The following is a 17,493-nucleotide window of genomic DNA, read 5'->3' as shown; positions in this document are numbered from 1 at the left end:
TCACCGCGGCGAGTGGTTGATTCTGTCGACGACCTCGTCCAGACGGTCGATGACCGGGTGACGTCGGTGCAGGGGTGGGTCCTGGTGTCCGCTACCGAACCGGAGGAACCGCACGTGGAGTGCTTCGGCGATCTCCTCGTCGTGATTGGTGTCGCCGACCATCAACACACGCCGGGGATCATGGCCCGAGTCCTCCAACCACGCGGTCACGACATGCTCCTTCGACGCCGCGTAGACATCGGTGATGCCGTGGACGTGTGCGAAATGACCGTGCACCGAGTGGGGAGCCAGCTGACGCTCGAGGGTGACCTCCGGGGTCGCCGAGATGAGGACCTGCTCGACGCCGAGCTCGTCGATCGCAGCGAGGGTCGCGCGGGCCTGCGGTTGGAGCGACGCCGCTCCCACACCGGCCGCGAACAGCGCGAGGTATTCGTCGGCCGCCGTCAGGAAGTCGGCTGCATCGACACCGAGCCGGGCGTAGAAGGCCCGGATGGGGAAGCCGAACACCGCCCGATACGCCTCCTGGTCGGACATCTCGGCCAGGCCGCGCTGCCGGAGAACGGTGTTCATCGCGGCAAGCGCCACCTCGACGTCGTCGAGGAGCGTGCCGTTCCAGTCCCAGCACACCGCGTCGATGGTCGTGGATCCGTTCTCGTGCACGAGGTCGAGTCTCACACGGCCGGCTGACATCGGTCGGATCCGACGAAGCCGGTGGCTCCTGCTCAGGTGGTCCCGACGCCGACAGCCAGGCCCTCCAGGACGTCCGCGAGTGCGACGGCGCCGGCCTCCGCGTCGGCGTCCTCGGCGTACTCCTCCGGCGAATGGGAGACGCCGGTCGGGTTCCGGACGAAGAGCATCGCGGTCGGCACATGCGACGCGAGCACTCCGGCATCGTGCCCCGCTCCGGTACCGAGCACGGGCGCGTCCGGCAACATCTCTTCGAGGCGCCCGCGGAGGAACGGGTCGAAGTCGGTCGTGGCGCTGAACGACTCCTCGGTGATCGCGGCCATGCATCCCTCCTCCGCTGCGATGAGCGACAGGCGTTCGGTGATCCCCGCCACGATCGCGGCGGTCACGACGTCGTCGGGATGACGGACGTCGATCCAGAAGTCCACGCTCGACGCGATCACGTTCGTAGCTCCCGGCAACGGGAGCACCCGGCCGACGGTCGCCCGAGCGTCCGGCGTGGCCCGTCCGATCGTGCGGATCTCGGTGATCATCCGCGCAGCCGCGACGAGCGGGTCCCGTCGATCCTGCATGAGCGTCGTCCCCGCATGGTTCCCTTCACCGCGGATCGACACCCGCCACCGTCCATGCCCGAGGATGCTCGAGCCGATCGCGACCGGGCGATCGAGGTCGACCAGTGCCCGCCCCTGCTCGACGTGGAGCTCGACGAACGCGTCGATCGCTCCGAGCCCGGCCGGATCGGGCCCCACACCCCGCGGATCGACACCATTGCGTGCGAGGACCTCGGCGAACGTGTCGCCCTCCACGTCGCGCAGGGCCAGCGCCCGCTCCGGACTGATCGCACCGGTGAGGAGACGCGAGCCGAGGCACGCGACGCCGAAGCGCGAGCCCTCCTCCTCCGGGAAGACCGCGACGACGATCGGCTTGGTCGGCTCGACGCCACGCGAGCGCAGGTGATCGATCGCGATCAGCGCCGATGCGACCCCGAGCGGACCGTCGTAGGCACCGCCGCCGGGGACCGAGTCGAGATGGCTCCCGGTGACCACCGCACCCGCCGTCGAACGTGACGGCACATGCCACCAGGCGCGGATGACCCCGTTGCCGTCGATGTCCACGTCGAGGCCACGGCGCTCGGCCTGACCCACGAACCACTCCCGCAGCTCGAGTTCAGCGGCGGAGTAGACAGGCCTCGAGTAGCCTCCCCGACGTTGGTCCCGACCGATCCGAGCGATCTCGTCCAGGAGCGAGACCACGGTGTCGCGGGTCACCGGACCGTTGCCAGGCTCGGCCGGAACATCGCTGGCACATCGTCTCGGCCCTCGATCAGCGCGAGGGCGTATTCGCCGATGAGCGGTGCGAACTTGGCACCGTGACCGGAGCAGGGCGCCAGGACCGTGATCCCGTCGACCCGGTCGATGACGAAGTCCTCCGTCGGGGTGTTCGTGAACAGGCAGGTCGTCTCGGCATACGGTTCCGGGACGAGGCTCGGGAGGAACTCTCGGACGTACGCGACGACCCGTCGGCGGTTCGCGTCGTCGAGCACGCCGTCATGATCGGCGGCCGAGGGGATGCGCCTGCCGCCGTTGTACTCGGCGACCTTCTGACCACGCCAGTCGGCATCGCGCCCTCCGGGGAGCCCGTAGACCTGCATCCGCTCGGACTTGTGGATGAAGGTGGGCCACACGGCTCCGGATCGCGCCGGGTCTTCCGCGTCGACGTCGATCCGGTCCCGATACGGGAAGTGGTGGGCCTGCTCCTGTCGGACCTCGAGGGCCGGGAACGCGTCGAGGAACCCGCCCGGCAGCGCGAGGTCGCCGAGCAGGTCCGGAAGCCAGCCCCCGGCTGCGACCACCACCTGCTCCGTGTCGAACGCCCTCCCCCCATACCCGAGCACCCGGTACCCGGTGGCAGTCCGCTCGACCCGCTCGACCGGCTGATCGTTCAGGACCGTGGCCCCGGCGCGGACGGCGGACTCGAGCATCGCCATCACCGCCTGTTCCGCGTCGATCACGCCGGCTCCCGGATGCCACAGGGTGGGCGTGTCGAAGCCGATGTCCCAACGGGCTCTGGCTTCGTCTCGCGACAGCAGCTCGTGATCGATGCCGTGCTCGGCCAGCACGGACGCGAGGTGCTCGGGGCGACGGGTCGTCCCGAAGTCGAGCGCCCCCGTCTGCGTGACCAGTGGGCGCCCGTGCTCCAGGCCGAGCTCGTCCCACCCTGATGCCGCCGCGAGGACGAGACGGGTGTAGGACGCCTCCGGGTAGGCGTAGCGGAAGATCCGCGCCGATCCGTGGGACGATCCCCACTCGTTGGCCGGGCGACTCCGCTCGAGGACGGTGACGTCGTGCCCGGCCTGGGCGAGGCGCCAGGCCGCCGAGGCGCCTGCGAGCCCGGCTCCGATGACGATGACGCTCGTCATGCGCGTGCTTCCAGGTCTTCGTCCTCGTAGGCGCGCTCGGCGTGGGCATGCTCGTCGATCCCGGCGACCTCGTGCTCCTCGGGGATCCGCAGACCGATGGTGATCTGGATCAGCTTCGCGATCACCCAGGTGACGATGAACGAGTAGGCGAGGACCGCGACGGTCGCGATCGTCTGCACGCCGAGGAGTTCGAACCCGCCGCCGTAGAGCAGACCGGAGCGTCCGTTCGGTGCCGCATCCGTCGCGAACACCCCGATGAGGAGCGTCCCGATGATGCCGCCGACGAGGTGGACCCCGACGACGTCGAGAGAGTCGTCGAAGCCGAGCCGGAACTTCCACTCGATGGCGAGGCAGCAGACGACACCCGCGATGGCACCGATGATGATGGCACCGATGGGCGAGACGGCACCGCAGGCGGGGGTGATCGCCACGAGGGCGGCGATGATGCCCGATGCGCTGCCGAGGCTGGTGACCGCTCCGTGGCGGAGTCGGTCGACGATGGACCAGCCGATGAGCCCGGCACAGGCGGCGACGGTGGTGTTGAGGAACACGACGCTCGCCGCGGTGCCGGCTGCCAGCGCCGAGCCGGCGTTGAAGCCGTACCAACCGATCCAGAGCAACCCGGCGCCGACGAGGACGAGCGGGCGGTTGTGCGGACGGAGCTTGCCACCCCAGTCCTTGCTCTTGCCGAGCACCAGGGCCAGCGCGAGTGCCGCGACGCCGGCGTTCATGTGCACGGCCGTCCCGCCGGCGAAGTCGACGGCGCCGAGGGTGTTGGCGATCCATCCACCGGTCGCCGTGTCGTTCGAGAAGGCGAACACCCAGTGCGCGACCGGGAAGTACACGAGCGTCGCCCAGAGCCCGGCGAACAACAACCACGCGCCGTACTTCATGCGGCCGGCGGCGGCACCGGCGACGAGTGCCGTCGTCACGCCGGCGAACAGCAGTTGGAACGCCGCGAAGAGTGCGAGGGGAATACCGGCATCGGGGTCGTCGACGAGTGCCTGGTCGAGCCCTGCGAACTCGAACGGGTTCCCGATGAGTCCGAGCCCGCCGACGGAGTCACCGAAGACGAGCGAGTACCCGAAGGCCACCCAGAGCAGTGCGACGAGGCTGGCCCCGCCGAAGCACATGATCATCATGTTGAGGATGCGGCGGGACGAGACCATCCCGCCGTAGAACAGAGCCAGGGCCGGGATCATGAGGGCGACGAGCGCCGAGCTCGTCAGGATCCAGGCGACGTTTCCAGCGTCCACAAATCACTCCATCGTTCGAGGTGCACAGCGGCCGGGCGGCCACAGCGTCGGGTTCGGGTGGAACAGGTGTCGGTGCTCGGTGTCGGTCGGCGGTCAGGCCAGGTCTGGGGCGTCCCAGAGGTTGAGCTTCGTGCCGATCCCCTGCTCGACGGCGTTCTCGTAGATCGTCTTCGCCCATGCGACGTCCTCGACGCCCATCCCACCGACGCTGAAGAGCACCGGCTGCTCGGGGAACTCGCGCCCGACGGCGTTCCCGTCGAAGACGTCTCCGATGTTGACCACACGGGACTCGTCGAGTTCGCCGGTCCCGATGAGGTCCTGCCAGTAGAGGCCGATCATGCCGAACGCGGTCTCGTGCGACGGCGCCGGGTACTCCTCGGCCCACGCCTCGTAGATCTTCTTCGCGTCCGCGATGAGGCGCGCCTTGCCGGAGAGGGTGTACTCCTTGTCCATGCGCAGGTTGGCGGGCAGGCTCAGGAAGGCGCCCGGCTTGATCCAGTCGCCGTCGATGAACGGGTAGTTCTCCGAGCCGACCAGGCCGGTGACGGCTTCGGACACGATGTCCGAGTCACGCACGGCGGCCTCGACCGTCTCGGCGATCTCGATCGTCGTGAACTGCGGGTAGTGCTCGCGGACGTAGTCGGCGAACGCCTCGGAGGTCGACCGCCGGCGCCCGTGGATGCGGATGGTGTCGAGCGAGGGACGGGCGGTGGTCATGGCGTGCAGGGCGCTCTTGTTCATGGCGCCGGGCCCGATGATGCCGAGCGACTTCGCGTCCACCGGTGCGAGGAGTTTCGCGGCGGCTCCCGGCACGGCAGCGGTGCGGTAGGCGCTCTCGAGGTTGCCGGACATGATCGCGTAGGGCGCGCCGGTGTCCTTGTCGTTGAGCACGATGAGGTGGATGGAGCGTGGGAGGCCCCGCTCGCGGTTGTCGACGTTCGACCCGTACCACTTGACGCCGGCGGAGTCGAAGCGTCCGCCGAGGTAGGCGGGCATCGCCATGAACCGACGGTCGGCGGCGTCCAGCGGCATGCCGGGGAACGGTGAGGTGGCGGGGAACCCGATCGGTGCTCCGTGCGAGTTGGCGGTCGGGCCGGCCATCCGGTAGTCACCCTTCGCGACGAGCACCAGCACCTCCTCCATGACCTCCATGCAGTGGGCCATGTCCTTCATGCCGGCGGCGATGACCTCCGGTTCGCTCAGATAGAGCATGTCGATCCGGGTGTTCGGGGAAGCGTCTGCGGTCACGGGTGGTCCTCCTGGTCGGGGTGTGTGGTCCTCAGCGAACACGGTCGCGATCGTCCTGGTCAAATACCGATTCGAACCTCGATTGAGAGCGTTTCGCTCGCAATCTGGACGAAACAGCGCGGTAATACGAGGGTCGTATCGTCGATGGGATGGAGCTCCGCCAGCTGCGCTACTTCCTCGCCGTCGCCGAGGAGCTCCACTTCGGTCGCGCCGCCCGACGGCTGCACATGTCGCAGCCACCGCTGAGCGTCCAGGTCGCACGGCTCGAGCAGGAGGTCGGCACCGCGCTGTTCGACCGTTCGACGAGGCGGGTGGCGCTGACCCCGGCTGGACGACATCTCCAGGCGCGGGCACGACACATCGTCGAGGAGCTCGACACGGTCCGGGGTGAGATGCGCGACTTCGTCGACGGTCTCGCCGGGGAGCTCACCGCGGGGTTCGTGAGTTCGGCCAACTACACGGTCCTCCCCGGCGTCGTGCAGCTGTTCCGGGCGAGCCGCCCCGGGGTGACGCTGCGCCTGGTGCCGTTGACCTCAGGAGAGCAGTTCGACCGGCTCCGCGACGGCACGCTCGACGTCGGGATCGTCCGTGACGAGGTCCCGCAGACGCCGTCCGACAGCTCCCCCGCGCTCACGACCGAGGTCGTCTTCGAGGAGCGTCTCGTTGCGTGCCTCCCGGTCGGTCACCCGTTGGCAGGGCGACTCGAGGTCACCGCGGAGGAGCTCATCGACGTCCCGATGATCTCCTACCCGCGGGCGCTCATGCCCGGATTCGTGGACCGCGTCGCGGAGGTCCTCGGCACGTCGAGTCGGACGCAGGTGGTCGAGGAGGTCGTCCATCAGGAGACCGCCCTCGGGTTCGTCGCAGCCGGCGTGGGCACGACGATCCTGCCCGAGTCGGTGCGGCAGCTCGTGTCGCCGTCGATCGTCGTCGTGCCGCTCGCCGGGTCGCCGACGACACGCCTGCTGGCCGCTCGTCAGGAACGGACGGACGAAAGCCCGGTCCACGACGCGTTCATCGCGTGTCTCCGCGACGCGGCCGCGCAGCTCGGGTGAAGGTCGGCCGGAGACAGCCTGGATGCGACGGGTATCCTCGGGAAGACCAGGCTCGGCGAGGCCGGGAACCCGGTCGGCAGCTCGCCACCAGGAGAGGAGCAGGATGACGTCACTCGCGTTCGCAGGACAACGGGTCGCATTGGTGACCGGCGCATCCAGAGGCCTCGGCGCGGGGATCGCCCGGCGACTCGGGGCCGAGGGGTACTTCGTCGCCGTGAACTACCGCTCTGGGGCGGACCAGGCTGCGGAGGTCGTCGAGTCCATCCGCCAGGCCGGTGGTGCCGCCGACGCGTTCAGCGCGGACGTGACGGATGAGGCAGCCGTGGCCTCGCTCGTCGAGCGCATCACGGGAACCGCGGGTCCCATCGCGGTCCTGGTCGCCAACGCCACCGGGCCGCAACCGACGGTCGCGATCGACGACCTCGACTGGGAAGACCACCTCGCCCAGTTGGATTTCTTCGTGAAGAGCCCGACGCTGCTGGTACGGGCGGCCGTCCCGCACATGCGCGAGCAACGATTCGGCCGGATCATCCAGATCGGATCCGACATGTTCGAACGAGCCCTGCCGGAGATGTCCGCCTACGTCGCGGCGAAGGGGGCGCAGCTCGGCCTGACCCGTTCGTGGGCTCGGGAACTCGGACCGTCCGGGATCACCGTGAACCTGGTTGCACCCGGATGGATCCCCGTCGAGCGCCACGCCGATGCCTCCCCGCAGGAGATCGCCGCCTACCTGGCCGAGGTGCCGATGGGGCGGATGGGCACCATCGAGGACATCGCGGAGACCGTCGCCTTCCTCGCCTCGGACCGGACCGGCTTCATCACCGGCCAGCGGATCACCGTCAACGGCGGCCACACCATCGACTAGGCGGCGCACCTCGCGCGTTCCGCCGCCCGCGATGCCGCTCCGGTGTTCAGTCAGAACCTGGACAAACGAGTCGCGCCTGTCCAAGCTGGAACCGATGACCGACAGCCGTGACGACTTCACCATCCGCCGAGCCACCCCGGACGACGTCCCCCTCCTACAGGAGTGGAGCTGCGACGAACCCGTCGCCTGGGTCGATCCGGAGCGGCTGACCGCCGAACTCGCAAGTGGGAACTATCGGCCGGAATGGTCGTGGATCGCCGAGCAGGACGGTCGCCCGGTGGCACGCGCACTCTGGTGGGGCCAAGCGGACGCGAACCGGCCCGCCACACTCGACTGCCTCACCAGCACGGTCGAGGCCGCGAAGCCGGAGCATATCGGCGCCGCACTCATCCGTGCCGGCCTGGACGCCTTCGGCGCAGGACCCGCACTGGAGTTCAACGTCGACGTCTCCCCTGCCTGGGCGGATGATGCTGCGAGCGTGGAGGCGGTGCGCTGGCGCCACGAGGCTGCTCGCGCAGGTGGGTTCTCGCGCACGACCGAGCGAGTCAGTTTCGCGAGGTCCAGCTCCGATGCGGTGTCGGCGCGATCGCAGCGCCTCCGTTTCGTTGCCGCCCCGGACGACGCGTTCCACGAGCTCTTCGCCCTGGTCGCGACCGGCACCCTCGATGCGCACACGCAGGACATGGTCGCGCGCGAAGGACTCGAGGCGCTCGCGGACGACGACCTGGCGTTCTACCGATCGCTCCCCGGTGAACGGGACGCGTGGCGGGTCGCAGAGCTGCTCGACGGGACGACCGTGGGATTCATCATCCCGACGAGGACGGCGTACGACGCGAGCATCAGTTACCTGGGCGTGCTCCCTGAGCATCGCGGAAACGGGTACGTGCACGACCTCCTGGCGGAGATGGTCCACGTGCACCACGGGTCGGGGCAGGACCGGATCGTCGGCACCACGGACGCCGCGAACACCCCGATGCGCGGCGCCTTCGAACGAGCCGGTTTCTCGGTCACGCGCGTTCGGATCGTGCACGAGCAGTAGCTTCGCCGAGGCTCGGTTCCGACCGTGTCAGCTGAGCACCGCGTCACGTTCGACCGCCGCGCTCGTCAGACCCGCGACGACCGCAGCACGCGGACGACCCCGGAGCAGACCGCGAGCCAGATGATCGCCTGCAAGACCCCAGCGACGACGAGTGGCAGCACGAACGATCCGCCTTCGGCGGAGGACATCCAGACCATCGAGACGACGGTTGCGGCGATCCCTGCGCCCGAGACCGACAGGAAGAGGGTGCGCGTCGTCGCCGCCTCCCGCCGGTCCACGGACTGCGCAGTCGCCGTCTGTGGCTCCGGCGGGCCGCCGGTTCCCGCCGGTCCACACGGAGATGGCGCGGATGATTCGGTTCTCGGAGACCTGCAGCCGGAGCAGGATGAAGACGCTCGTCAACGCGACCGCGAACCCGATGAGGACCACGAAGCCGAAGAGCGCCCCGCTCTCCCCCACCCAGAACGGACCGAGGACGGTGACGGTCGCGACGGAGAGGGTGGCGGCCACGACGAGTGCTACGGACGAGACGAGCCCGAGCGCCAGGCGGGCCGGGCGACGGTACTCCAGGAGCAGGACCTCCAGCGCGACGTCGCCGACCTCAGGCTGTCGCTGTCCACGCTCGGTGGCACTGATCCACGCTCTCGCCTCAGGTCGGAGTAGGAAGGCGTTCCAGCCTGCCGCCGTGGATGACGCGGCCGGCGGCCTCGATGGTGCTCGCCGCAGGGCCGGCCGGCGGGTTCGCTCGGGGTGCATGTGCCGACCTTACGCCGACCGCGTGCCGGGGGAAGGCGACAGGGCCACCCAGAACCGTCCGCACGGCGCGGCCGAGTTCGCCGAAGTCGGGTCCATCGAAGCTGAGCCGGTGATCACGGTCGAGGCTTCAGCCCGTCGAGCATCACCTGCAGGAGGAGGGGCAGGTCTTCGGGAGTACCGAGCCGCACCGCGTGCTCGATTCCGCACACGAGGTGCGACAGACGATCGACCGTGAGATCGGCGCGGACGGCACCCGCGGCGCGGGCCGCCTCGAGGACGGTCGTGAAGGATTCGAAGATCTCGCGTTTGACGTTCCGCACGGAGTCGGCCTCGTCCTCCGGCGAGAGGAGGACAGCCTGCAGACCGCCGTCCTCCAGCTGCAGCCTGAGTGCCGAACCGAGGTAGAGCGCCAGCCCATCGCCCGGATCCGGCTCGGCTGCGGCACGCCGAGAGGTCTCGAGCATCGCGTCGAGCGCGTCGGCTGAAAGCGCTTCGATGAGTGCGTGGACCGTCGGGAAGTGCCGGTAGACGGTTCCGACCCCGACCCCGGCCTCGCGGGCGACGTCGTTGAGTCGAAGCGTCGCGCGGTCATGGGCCCGGGCGACATCGAGGATGCTCGCCCGGCTACGTGCTGCGTCGGAACGGAGAGCGGCCATAGGACCACTCTACGGCAAACGGATGGTCTATCCGCTTGTGCTACTGTCCAAACGGATAGATCATCCGCTTAAGAAATGAGGACAGTATGACCTGGGACCCCGCCCGGCTGCCAGACCAGACCGGACGAACCATCGTCGTGACCGGTTCCACCGCCGGAATCGGGTACTTCGCCGCGGAGCAGCTCGCTGCCGCCGGCGCGGACGTCGTGCTCGCCTCTCGATCGCATGACAAGCTGCGACGGGCTGCCTCCTCCATTCGGAGCCGGGTCCCGCAGGCCCGGGTCCGCCACGTAGCACTCGAGCTCGGCTCGCTCGCCGCCGTCGACGAGGCCGCTGCCGAACTCGCCTTGCTCCCCCGTCTCGACGCCGTCCTGCTCAACGGCGGTGCGATGAGCATGAACCGACGCGAGCTGACTGCGGACGGATTGCCCCTCCTGCTCGGCACCCACGTGGCCGCCAACGCCCGACTGTTGGCCAGGTTGCTCCCGACATTGGTCGCCACGGCCGTGGATCACGGCACGGGGGCTCGGATCGTCCACACCTCGACCGGGTTCGTCCAACTGTTGCGTGTCAGCGTTGACGACCTCCGCCAGGTGCCCGCGATCGGGGTCGTGGCCTACACCAAGGCCAAGACCACGACAGAGGTCTTCGCCTTCGAGCTCGACCGCAGACTCCGAGCGGCCGGACTGCCTGTCGCATCGGTCGTGACCCGGCCGGGTGTCGGCGTCGATGCGAAGACCCCGGAGCGACCTGGCATCCGCGACGACACGACTCCCTACCAGTGGAATCCCTACACGCCTTGGGCACAAGGGAAGGACACCGCCGCCTGGTCCGCAGTCAGGGCGCTCACGGATCCCGAAGTCCGGGGTGGCGAGTACTTCTCGCCGGTTGGCCGACTTCGGGGCGCTCCCGTCGCCATCGCTCCGATGGCCAGGACTGCTACGCCGGCGGCCGACGCGGCGTCGTCCCTCTGGCGGCAGGTCGAGGACCTCGCTGGCGTGCCCATCGACGTCGGCGCCTGACGCGAGCCGAGCCCGGTGCCCGCCTCGTCGAGCCGGCACGTCCGGTGGGATGGGCCCGGCCTGATGCGGTGCGTGTCATCTCACTGCGCATCGATGAATGCACGGAGCACCTCGACCCACTGCTCGTGCGCGTCGTGGTGTGCATCATCCGCGTCGAGAAACTGCGTCGCTACGGGTTCCCCGATCCGATCTATCAGGCTCGGTTGTCATTCCCGAGCGCCGCCGATCCGAGCGCTGCCGGTTACACCGTGCTGGAGGCGCGACCGAGCGCCGCGGCCATCGTCGTCGTGAAGGCGAACGGCTGGCTCCCGACCTGGCTCTGCCCCCTCCCGAGGTTGCGAAGCCGTCGTCGTGATCTGAGGTCGCGCTGGTCGGCGCCTTGCCAGGTTCACGGACAGTGCCCACCCATACGATTGACCCGTGCATCCATCGTCCGCGTCGCCATCGGCGACGATCGCTTCGGTGGATCTCCCGCGCCTGCTGGTCGTGTTCATCCTCGCCGTCATCACCGTGACGGGTCTATTCGCGATCCAGCCGAGCGGCGACGACACAGCCGGGCCCAGCACAGCCGCGGTCTGGACGCCTGACGCGGCACCGGTGGACCTGTCCCCTGGCGGCGACACCCTGCTGGGTGGTTGCGCATTCGACGGCCACGGTCGGCACAGCACCGAATCCACCGATTGCAGCGTCGCCGTACCCACGGCGAAGGTGGTCGGCGACCAACCGTTCCGCGAGGTCGCCGTCGTCGACGCGGTAGCGTCCTCTCCCCCGGCCGCCTCCCAGACGGGGCGAACGGACGGTCCGCCCGTCTCCCTGACCGAACTGTCGATCAGCCGGACCTGATTCACGCGGTCGCTCCCACGCGCCGTCCGCTGCTCGCCAGCGCTGTCGTCTCCCAGTTCGGGGATTCCACCTGCGCGCGCCGAATGCAGCTGCGCGCCGACGCGCCGTCGCCGCGCGCGCGACCTCGGCAGGACGCGGAGGCCCCGCCCTGTCGTCGGTGGTCTCCGGCGCAGTCGGACATCGGCGATGGTCGAGCGACCCCACGCACCGCACGAACCCGCCCGATGCATCAGCTCCGCAGGAGAAGGAACCACCCATGAAGACCAGCACCAGATGGACGATCGGCTCACTCATCGCTGTCGCCCTGCTCATCGCCACCATGGCCGTGTACGCCGTCGTGAAACCATCCGCCCAGCCGGGAGTCGGCGACAGTCGAGGCGGAGTACCTGCCGTGGCCGACGACAGCCACCGCCTCACGGAACCGGACGGCAGCACCGTCACCCTCGTCGAGTTCCTCGACTTCGAGTGCGAGGTGTGCGGTGCCGTGTACCCGGTCATCGAACAGCTGCGCGCGGAATACGGCGACCGCGTCACCTTCGTCGTCCGGTACTTCCCGATCCCCTCGCACCGCAACTCGATGAACGCCGCCGTCGCGGTCGAGGCGGCAGCGCAGCAGGGGCGGTTCGAGGCGATGTACAGCCGCATGTTCGAGACACAGGCGGAATGGGGCGAGCAGCAGGAGTCCAAAGCGCCACTGTTCCGGACGTTCGCCGAGGATCTCGGCCTCGACCTGGCGATGTACGACGCGGCGGTCGCCGACCCGGCGACGCAGGAACGCGTCGCGTCCGACTTCGATGCGGGTCGCGCGCTCGGCGTCGAAGGCACACCGACGGTCTTCGTGAACGACGAGCAGATCGAGCTGCGCTCCGAAGCCGACCTCCGCAACGCCCTCGACGCGGCGCTCGCGAAATGACGGCCCGGACGACGACCGGGTCGACTACCGCCTCGGCATCCACTCGGCAGTCCAGGTCGACCCGCCGACCCAGCGCCAGGCGATCCGTCGCGACACTCGCTGTCACGTTCGTCGGCGCGATGGTCGTGGCGACCTCGATCCCGGCGGCCGCGTTGTTCCCCGACGTCCACGCGGTCTCCCCGTCTGCGTCGGGCGAACGCGAGAGCCAATCGCTCGAAGTCACCGCCGGTGGGTTCGAGATCGTGGCGCGTGACGGGTACTCGGCCACGTCCATCGAGGAGATCGAGCGGCGAAACGCGGCAGCCGCGCCAGCACGCACGGCGGCGACCTTCATCAACAACCCGGCGTCGCCGATCCAATGGCCGTTCGTCACCGGCGTGCCGCTCAGCGACGACTTCGGTCCTCGTGCCGCCCCGTGCAGCGGGTGCTCGACCTTCCACAAGGGTCTCGATCTGATCCCTGGCGAGGGCACGCAGGTCCAGGCGATCGCCGACGGCGTGGTCCGTGAGACCGGCTCATCCGATACCGGTCTCGGGGTCTACGCGATGATCGACCATGTGGTGGACGGACAGCGCTACACCAGCGTGTACGCGCACATGCAGTTCGGTTCCCTGCAGCTCGAAGCGGGTCGACCCGTGACCGTCGGACAGGCGGTCGGCACCGTCGGTGACACGGGACAGAGCACCGGCCCGCACCTGCATCTTGAACTCCTCCGGAACGGCTCCGACCCCATCGACCCGTTCGCGTGGTTGCAGGCGAACGTGCAGCTGTGAGCCGGTGAAGGCCGCCCCTGGCCCGGCCGCCACAGCACGGTCCGGCTCCTCGCCGAGCCGTGCTGTGGCGGCTACCGTGCCGCGAGCATCCGGTCGGCCGTGCGCAGCGACAACGCCATCTGCGCCAGGCCCGGGTTTGCGGAGAGCGCGCTCGGGAACGTCGAGTTGTCGCAGATCCACAGGTTGTCGATGTCGTGCGATCGACCGTCACCGTCCACCACGCCGTCACTCGGATCGTCGCTCATCCGGCACGTGCCGAGCGTGTGCGCCGTGCGCGCGAGCACCCTGGTGCTCCGTGCCCCGGCTGCCGTGAGGATGTCCGTCATCGTGCGGATGGCGTGGCGGTCGATGGCCTGCTCGTTGTCGCCGGGCGAGAACGAGATGGTCGCACGCGGCAGACCCCATTCGTCCTCCTCCGACGACAGCTCGAGCCGGTTGCCGTCGGCGGGCAGACACTCGGCGTTCATCCCGATGCCGGCGTTGTACCGCGACGCGTCGAGCTCGTCGACCAGCTCGGTGCCCCAGAGACCGCCGCCGCGCACGAGGGTGGCCGCGTAGTTGAACGGCATGACGCCGAGGCTCTGGAGCAGATACCCTCCGGCGAAGTCCGCACCGTCAGGGCGGACGAAGTCCTCGGTGATGAGCGCCGACGGGTAGCCGCGGTAGCCGCGGATCTGCTCGTCGAACCGCCCCCACACCTGCACCGCACCATGGGCGAGGAAGTTCCGTCCGACTTGACCGCTGGTGTTCGCGACGTCGTTGTGCAGCAGGAGCCGAGGGGTCTCCACCCCGCCGCCGGCCAACACGAGCACCTCGCAGCGCTGCCGCTTGTCGACGCCGTCCTGGCGATAGACGACGCCCGTCACCCGACCGCGGGCATCCCGTTCGATGGTGTGCACGACGGCGTCCGGACGGATCTCCGCTCCCGCCGCGACCGCAGCAGGCAGGTACGTGATGGCGGTCGTCGCCTTCGCGCCGTGGCGCTCGCCCTGGTGGATCGAGCCGACGTTCGTCGTGGCGCGTCGCAGGCCGTGGTGCGGCTGATCGCGGTCGCGGGTGATGATCGCGGCGGGTGCGTCGGTCGCGCGGATGCCGAGCGACTCGGCGCCCTTCGCCATGAGGTCCGCCGGGGCGTTGCGCTTCGGCGGGGCATACAGGTAGGTGCGCGACGGGTCCCACGGATACGGCGTGGGCCCTGAGACACCGATGGTCGCCTCGACCTCTTCGACGTATCGGGTGAACTCCGCATGGTCGACGGGCCAGTCACGGCCGAGGCCGGTCTCGCTGCGCAGACGCAGGTCACGGGCGTCCGGACGGGGCGTGAACGCGCCCCAGTGGACGGTGCCACCGCCGACGCCGAACCCGCTGTTGTTCGGACCGAACGCCGTCGGAGCCTCTCCACCGCTGAACCGGCTGGACATCCAGTTGATCGTCGTCGCGTCGACCTCGTCCGGTGTGGACTCCGCGGGGTCGTGATTCGGCCCTGCCTCGAGCGCGACGACGCGCAGCCCCGCCTCCGCGAGTCGCGCGAGCAGTGGTGCGCCACCCGCACCGGTACCGACCACCACGACATCGACGCTGTCGTCGTGGTCATAGGTCTTCATCGCGTCCAGGTTCACGCTGTGTCCTCCTGCTGCTGTGCGGGTGTGGGGGCGGGTGCGGCGCCGAGGTCGGCGGGCTCCCAGTCATCCCGGGTGTCGGCACCGAGCTCGCGGTAGCCGGCGAAGTCGACGTCTTCAGCGCCGGTCGCGAACCCGTCGTACCCGACCCGGGCCAACGACGCGGGGTGGATGAGCCACTCCCGCGTGACGTCCACGCGCAGGTCCTCGAACCAGCGCCGCAAATCGTCCGCGTCGATGGCGCCCCCTGGAACGCCCTGGCCGTCGATCACGGCTCCGATCAACGCATCCTGGTCCTCGGCCGAGTCCGGCCAAGCGGTTCGGAGGTCATCCAACCCGGCGCGGTAGGCCTCGTCGTCGGTGAGTCCTCCGACCGGCCGCCATCCGTCGCCACCGCCGGCTGCGAGGTCGGCGTCGACCCGCGCTGCGAGGTCGATCCGCCCACCCGCCGGCTGCGGAACCAGGCGATCGGCGACGGCGCGGAGCAGCTCCAGCTGTTCCACGCTCAGCACGCGGGGCCGGTATCGGGGGTCGTCCGGCAAGGCGCGGCATGCCAGCGCACTCCGCGCCCGCGGCGTGGTCCGCGGGGACGCGATGACGAGCCCCCACTCGGCTGGGACGATCGCACTGTGGGCGACGATCTCGTCCCAGAGTTCGGTGATCGCGCGCGCCACCTCGACGGGACGCTCGAAGGAGAGCAGATGTCCGGCTCCGGCGAGCGACACGAATCGTGCGCGGGGGTAGACGTCCGAGAGCAGCTCCGGCTGCACTGCGGCTCCGAGAGCATCGTCCTGGTCTCCGGCGAGCACGGTGCACGGGAGGTCGAGTGCGCCGACGGAGGACGCGATGTCCTCCACGCTGCCCTGCTCCAGCCAGCGGCGCCACGCGACCGGCGACATGGCCTGCACGGACGCCACGGCGGCGGCCTGCAGCTCGGCCGGCAGGGATGCACCCACGTTGTCGTCGACGAAGGTCTGTGCGTCCGCCTCGGCGATGGGACCGTCCTCGACCCAGGTGAGCATCTGGTGGCGCTTGGCGTCCGGCATCGGCTCCGGCGTGGGCGGTGACGGGGCCAGGAGCACGACACCGAGGAGGCCGAAGACGGGGACGTCGCCCCCGCGGACCCGGGCGGCGATCCCGGCGGCGACCTTGCCGCCCATGCTGTGGGCGCACAGCATCCAGGGTCCGCCGTCGGCCTGCTCCGCGATCACGGCGAGGGCAGCGTCGACCTGCGACTCGACGGAGCCGTCCGGCGCGTCGGCCGTGTCGCCCTGGCCGGGCAGCTCGACGGTGATCACCCTGAACCGCGCGTCGAGCTCACGAGCCACGGGTGCGACCGCGGCGGCGTCGAGCCCGAGCCCGGGGAGGAAGAAGACCGTGCTCGCAGCCGCGGTCACGGGGTGACCATGCCGCCGTTGACGTTCAGCGCGGCGCCGGAGACGTAACCGGACTCCGCCGAGGCGAGGTAGACGTACGCCGGCGCGAGCTCGGCCGGCTGTCCGGCACGCTGATACGTGTTCTCGTCGTCGAAGTGCTCCATCTGCTCGTCGGAGACGCCGTCGGAGACCTGCAACGCGGTCCACACGGGGCCGGGGGCGACGACGTTCACGCGGATCCCGCGCGAGGCGAGCTGCAGCGCGAGCCCCTTCGAGAGGTTGTTGATCGCGGCCTTCGTCGCCGCGTAGTCGAGCCGGTCGGGTGACGGCTTGTACGCCTCGAGCGACGCCGTGTTCACGATGCTCGCGCCCTCGCCCAGGTGTTCGAGCGCCGCCTTGGTGATCCAGAAGTTCGCGAACACGTTCGTCCGGAACGTCTCCTCGAACTGCTCGTCGCTGAGGTCTTCCACCCGGTCGACCGCGATCTGCTTGCCCGCGTTGTTGACGAGGACGTCCAGGCCTCCGAGGAAGTCGGCGGCCTCCGCGACGAGCCGACGGCACTGGTCGGCGTGCGAGATGTCGGCGACGATCGCCTTGCCTCGGCGCCCTGCGTCGGCGATGAGCGACAGCACATGCTCGGCGTCCTCCTCCTCACCGGGGAGGTGGGCGATGACCACGTCCGCGCCTTCGCGAGCGAAGGCGATCGCCGTGGCAGCACCGATACCGGAGTCGCCGCCCGTGATGAGCGCCTTCCGACCGGTCAGGCGTCCGCTGCCCCGGTAGCTCGCTTCACCGAGGTCGGGAACGGGGGTCATCCTGGCCTGCACGCCGGGCTCCGGCTGGTGCTGCAGCGGGGGCTCGACCCGGTCGTACTGGGTCACGGGGTTGGTCAGGTCGTACTGGTCGCGCGGAGACATGACGACCACGCTAAACGAGACGCAGGCCGGAACCGGTGGGGTTGCACTC

At 69.6% G+C, this 17,493-nt stretch carries 17 protein-coding genes; 7 read left to right on the top strand and 10 right to left on the bottom strand.

Annotation, left to right across the window (positions count from 1 at the left end):
* From B9Y95_RS04570 to B9Y95_RS04550, 5 genes are all read right to left on the bottom strand, one after another.
* A complete protein-coding gene (locus B9Y95_RS04570) occupies positions 1–690 on the bottom strand; it encodes an HAD family hydrolase (protein ID WP_085510771.1) in 690 nt (229 codons plus the stop codon).
* A 32-nt stretch (positions 691–722) separates the two neighbouring features.
* Positions 723–1,955: an allantoate amidohydrolase gene (locus tag B9Y95_RS04565; RefSeq protein WP_085510770.1), complete on the bottom strand. Its 1,233-nt coding sequence runs from the start codon at positions 1,953–1,955 to the stop codon at positions 723–725.
* Positions 1,952–3,106, bottom strand: coding sequence for an FAD-dependent oxidoreductase (locus B9Y95_RS04560; protein WP_085510769.1), 1,155 nt, complete (start codon positions 3,104–3,106; stop codon positions 1,952–1,954). The genes B9Y95_RS04565 and B9Y95_RS04560 overlap by 4 nt, the downstream gene beginning before the upstream one ends.
* Positions 3,103–4,362, bottom strand: a complete 1,260-nt coding sequence (locus B9Y95_RS04555; RefSeq protein WP_085510768.1) for an ammonium transporter — start codon at positions 4,360–4,362, stop codon at positions 3,103–3,105. Before B9Y95_RS04555 ends, B9Y95_RS04560 begins: the two co-directional genes overlap by 4 nt.
* Positions 4,363–4,455: 93 nt before the next feature.
* Positions 4,456–5,610 carry a tyramine oxidase subunit B gene (locus tag B9Y95_RS04550; RefSeq protein WP_234993960.1) on the bottom strand — a complete coding sequence of 385 codons (1,155 nt, stop codon included), beginning with the start codon at positions 5,608–5,610 and terminating at the stop codon, positions 4,456–4,458.
* 149 nt (positions 5,611–5,759) lie between these two features.
* On the opposite strand from B9Y95_RS04550, the gene B9Y95_RS04545 reads away from it, so the two are divergent.
* The 3 genes from B9Y95_RS04545 (at position 5,760) to B9Y95_RS04535 (ending at position 8,569) form a co-directional block, all read left to right on the top strand.
* Positions 5,760–6,665: a LysR family transcriptional regulator gene (locus B9Y95_RS04545; RefSeq protein WP_085510767.1), complete on the top strand. Its 906-nt coding sequence runs from the start codon at positions 5,760–5,762 to the stop codon at positions 6,663–6,665.
* A gap of 103 nt (positions 6,666–6,768) precedes the next feature.
* Positions 6,769–7,530, top strand: coding sequence for an SDR family NAD(P)-dependent oxidoreductase (locus B9Y95_RS04540; protein ID WP_085510766.1), 762 nt, complete (start codon positions 6,769–6,771; stop codon positions 7,528–7,530).
* 94 nt (positions 7,531–7,624) lie between these two features.
* Positions 7,625–8,569: a GNAT family N-acetyltransferase gene (locus B9Y95_RS04535; protein ID WP_123539710.1), complete on the top strand. Its 945-nt coding sequence runs from the start codon at positions 7,625–7,627 to the stop codon at positions 8,567–8,569.
* Positions 8,570–8,596: 27 nt separating this feature from the next.
* Here B9Y95_RS04535 and B9Y95_RS04530 read toward each other — a convergent pair whose 3' ends face one another.
* Both B9Y95_RS04530 and B9Y95_RS04525 read right to left on the bottom strand, forming a co-directional pair.
* Entirely contained in the window at positions 8,597–9,325 is a 729-nt protein-coding gene (locus B9Y95_RS04530) for a hypothetical protein (RefSeq protein WP_085510764.1), read from the bottom strand.
* A 113-nt stretch (positions 9,326–9,438) separates the two neighbouring features.
* The gene (locus tag B9Y95_RS04525; RefSeq protein WP_085510763.1) at positions 9,439–9,981 is read right to left on the bottom strand and encodes a TetR/AcrR family transcriptional regulator; all 543 of its coding nucleotides are present in this window, start codon (positions 9,979–9,981) and stop codon (positions 9,439–9,441) included.
* Between the two features lie 86 nt (positions 9,982–10,067).
* Between B9Y95_RS04525 and B9Y95_RS04520 the strand changes: the two genes are divergently transcribed.
* The 4 genes from B9Y95_RS04520 (at position 10,068) to B9Y95_RS04505 (ending at position 13,532) form a co-directional block, all read left to right on the top strand.
* Positions 10,068–11,003: an SDR family NAD(P)-dependent oxidoreductase gene (locus B9Y95_RS04520; RefSeq protein ID WP_085510762.1), complete on the top strand. Its 936-nt coding sequence runs from the start codon at positions 10,068–10,070 to the stop codon at positions 11,001–11,003.
* A 420-nt stretch (positions 11,004–11,423) separates the two neighbouring features.
* Positions 11,424–11,846, top strand: a complete 423-nt coding sequence (locus tag B9Y95_RS04515; protein WP_143736328.1) for a hypothetical protein — start codon at positions 11,424–11,426, stop codon at positions 11,844–11,846.
* A 256-nt stretch (positions 11,847–12,102) separates the two neighbouring features.
* Positions 12,103–12,759: a DsbA family protein gene (locus B9Y95_RS04510; RefSeq protein WP_085510760.1), complete on the top strand. Its 657-nt coding sequence runs from the start codon at positions 12,103–12,105 to the stop codon at positions 12,757–12,759.
* Positions 12,760–12,884: 125 nt separating this feature from the next.
* Positions 12,885–13,532, top strand: a complete 648-nt coding sequence (locus B9Y95_RS04505; protein ID WP_159453328.1) for a M23 family metallopeptidase — start codon at positions 12,885–12,887, stop codon at positions 13,530–13,532.
* Positions 13,533–13,603: 71 nt separating this feature from the next.
* Here B9Y95_RS04505 and B9Y95_RS04500 read toward each other — a convergent pair whose 3' ends face one another.
* From B9Y95_RS04500 to B9Y95_RS04490, 3 genes are read right to left on the bottom strand one after another with little or no spacing between them, the layout of a single operon-like run.
* Positions 13,604–15,136 (bottom strand): GMC family oxidoreductase, encoded by a 1,533-nt coding sequence (locus B9Y95_RS04500; protein ID WP_085511060.1) that lies wholly within the window; start codon positions 15,134–15,136, stop codon positions 13,604–13,606.
* 11 nt (positions 15,137–15,147) lie between these two features.
* Positions 15,148–16,548 carry an alpha/beta fold hydrolase gene (locus tag B9Y95_RS04495; RefSeq protein WP_085510758.1) on the bottom strand — a complete coding sequence of 467 codons (1,401 nt, stop codon included), beginning with the start codon at positions 16,546–16,548 and terminating at the stop codon, positions 15,148–15,150.
* Positions 16,545–17,444, bottom strand: coding sequence for an SDR family oxidoreductase (locus B9Y95_RS04490; RefSeq protein ID WP_085511059.1), 900 nt, complete (start codon positions 17,442–17,444; stop codon positions 16,545–16,547). Before B9Y95_RS04490 ends, B9Y95_RS04495 begins: the two co-directional genes overlap by 4 nt.
* Between the last annotated feature and the right edge of the window lie 49 nt (positions 17,445–17,493).

It is taken from the genome of Plantibacter flavus, assembly GCF_900177615.1.
Classification (GTDB): Bacteria; Actinomycetota; Actinomycetes; order Actinomycetales; family Microbacteriaceae; genus Plantibacter; species Plantibacter flavus.
The sequence above is the reverse complement of the archived record's forward strand: the minus strand, read 5'-3'. Positions and strand labels throughout refer to the sequence as shown.

Bases quoted from the DNA above. Each gene is read 5' to 3' on its own strand.
- B9Y95_RS04525 (WP_085510763.1), bottom strand. From the start codon at position 9,981: ATGGCCGCTCTCCGTTCCGACGCAGCACGTAGCCGGGCGAGCATCCTC.
- B9Y95_RS04570 (WP_085510771.1), bottom strand. From the start codon at position 690: ATGTCAGCCGGCCGTGTGAGACTCGACCTCGTGCACGAGAACGGATCC.
- B9Y95_RS04530 (WP_085510764.1), bottom strand. From the start codon at position 9,325: ATGCACCCCGAGCGAACCCGCCGGCCGGCCCTGCGGCGAGCACCATCG.
- B9Y95_RS04545 (WP_085510767.1), top strand. From the start codon at position 5,760: ATGGAGCTCCGCCAGCTGCGCTACTTCCTCGCCGTCGCCGAGGAGCTC.
- B9Y95_RS04535 (WP_123539710.1), top strand. From the start codon at position 7,625: ATGACCGACAGCCGTGACGACTTCACCATCCGCCGAGCCACCCCGGAC.
- B9Y95_RS04540 (WP_085510766.1), top strand. From the start codon at position 6,769: ATGACGTCACTCGCGTTCGCAGGACAACGGGTCGCATTGGTGACCGGC.
- B9Y95_RS04510 (WP_085510760.1), top strand. From the start codon at position 12,103: ATGAAGACCAGCACCAGATGGACGATCGGCTCACTCATCGCTGTCGCC.
- B9Y95_RS04500 (WP_085511060.1), bottom strand. From the start codon at position 15,136: ATGAAGACCTATGACCACGACGACAGCGTCGATGTCGTGGTGGTCGGT.
- B9Y95_RS04490 (WP_085511059.1), bottom strand. From the start codon at position 17,444: ATGTCTCCGCGCGACCAGTACGACCTGACCAACCCCGTGACCCAGTAC.
- B9Y95_RS04520 (WP_085510762.1), top strand. From the start codon at position 10,068: ATGACCTGGGACCCCGCCCGGCTGCCAGACCAGACCGGACGAACCATC.
- B9Y95_RS04560 (WP_085510769.1), bottom strand. From the start codon at position 3,106: ATGACGAGCGTCATCGTCATCGGAGCCGGGCTCGCAGGCGCCTCGGCG.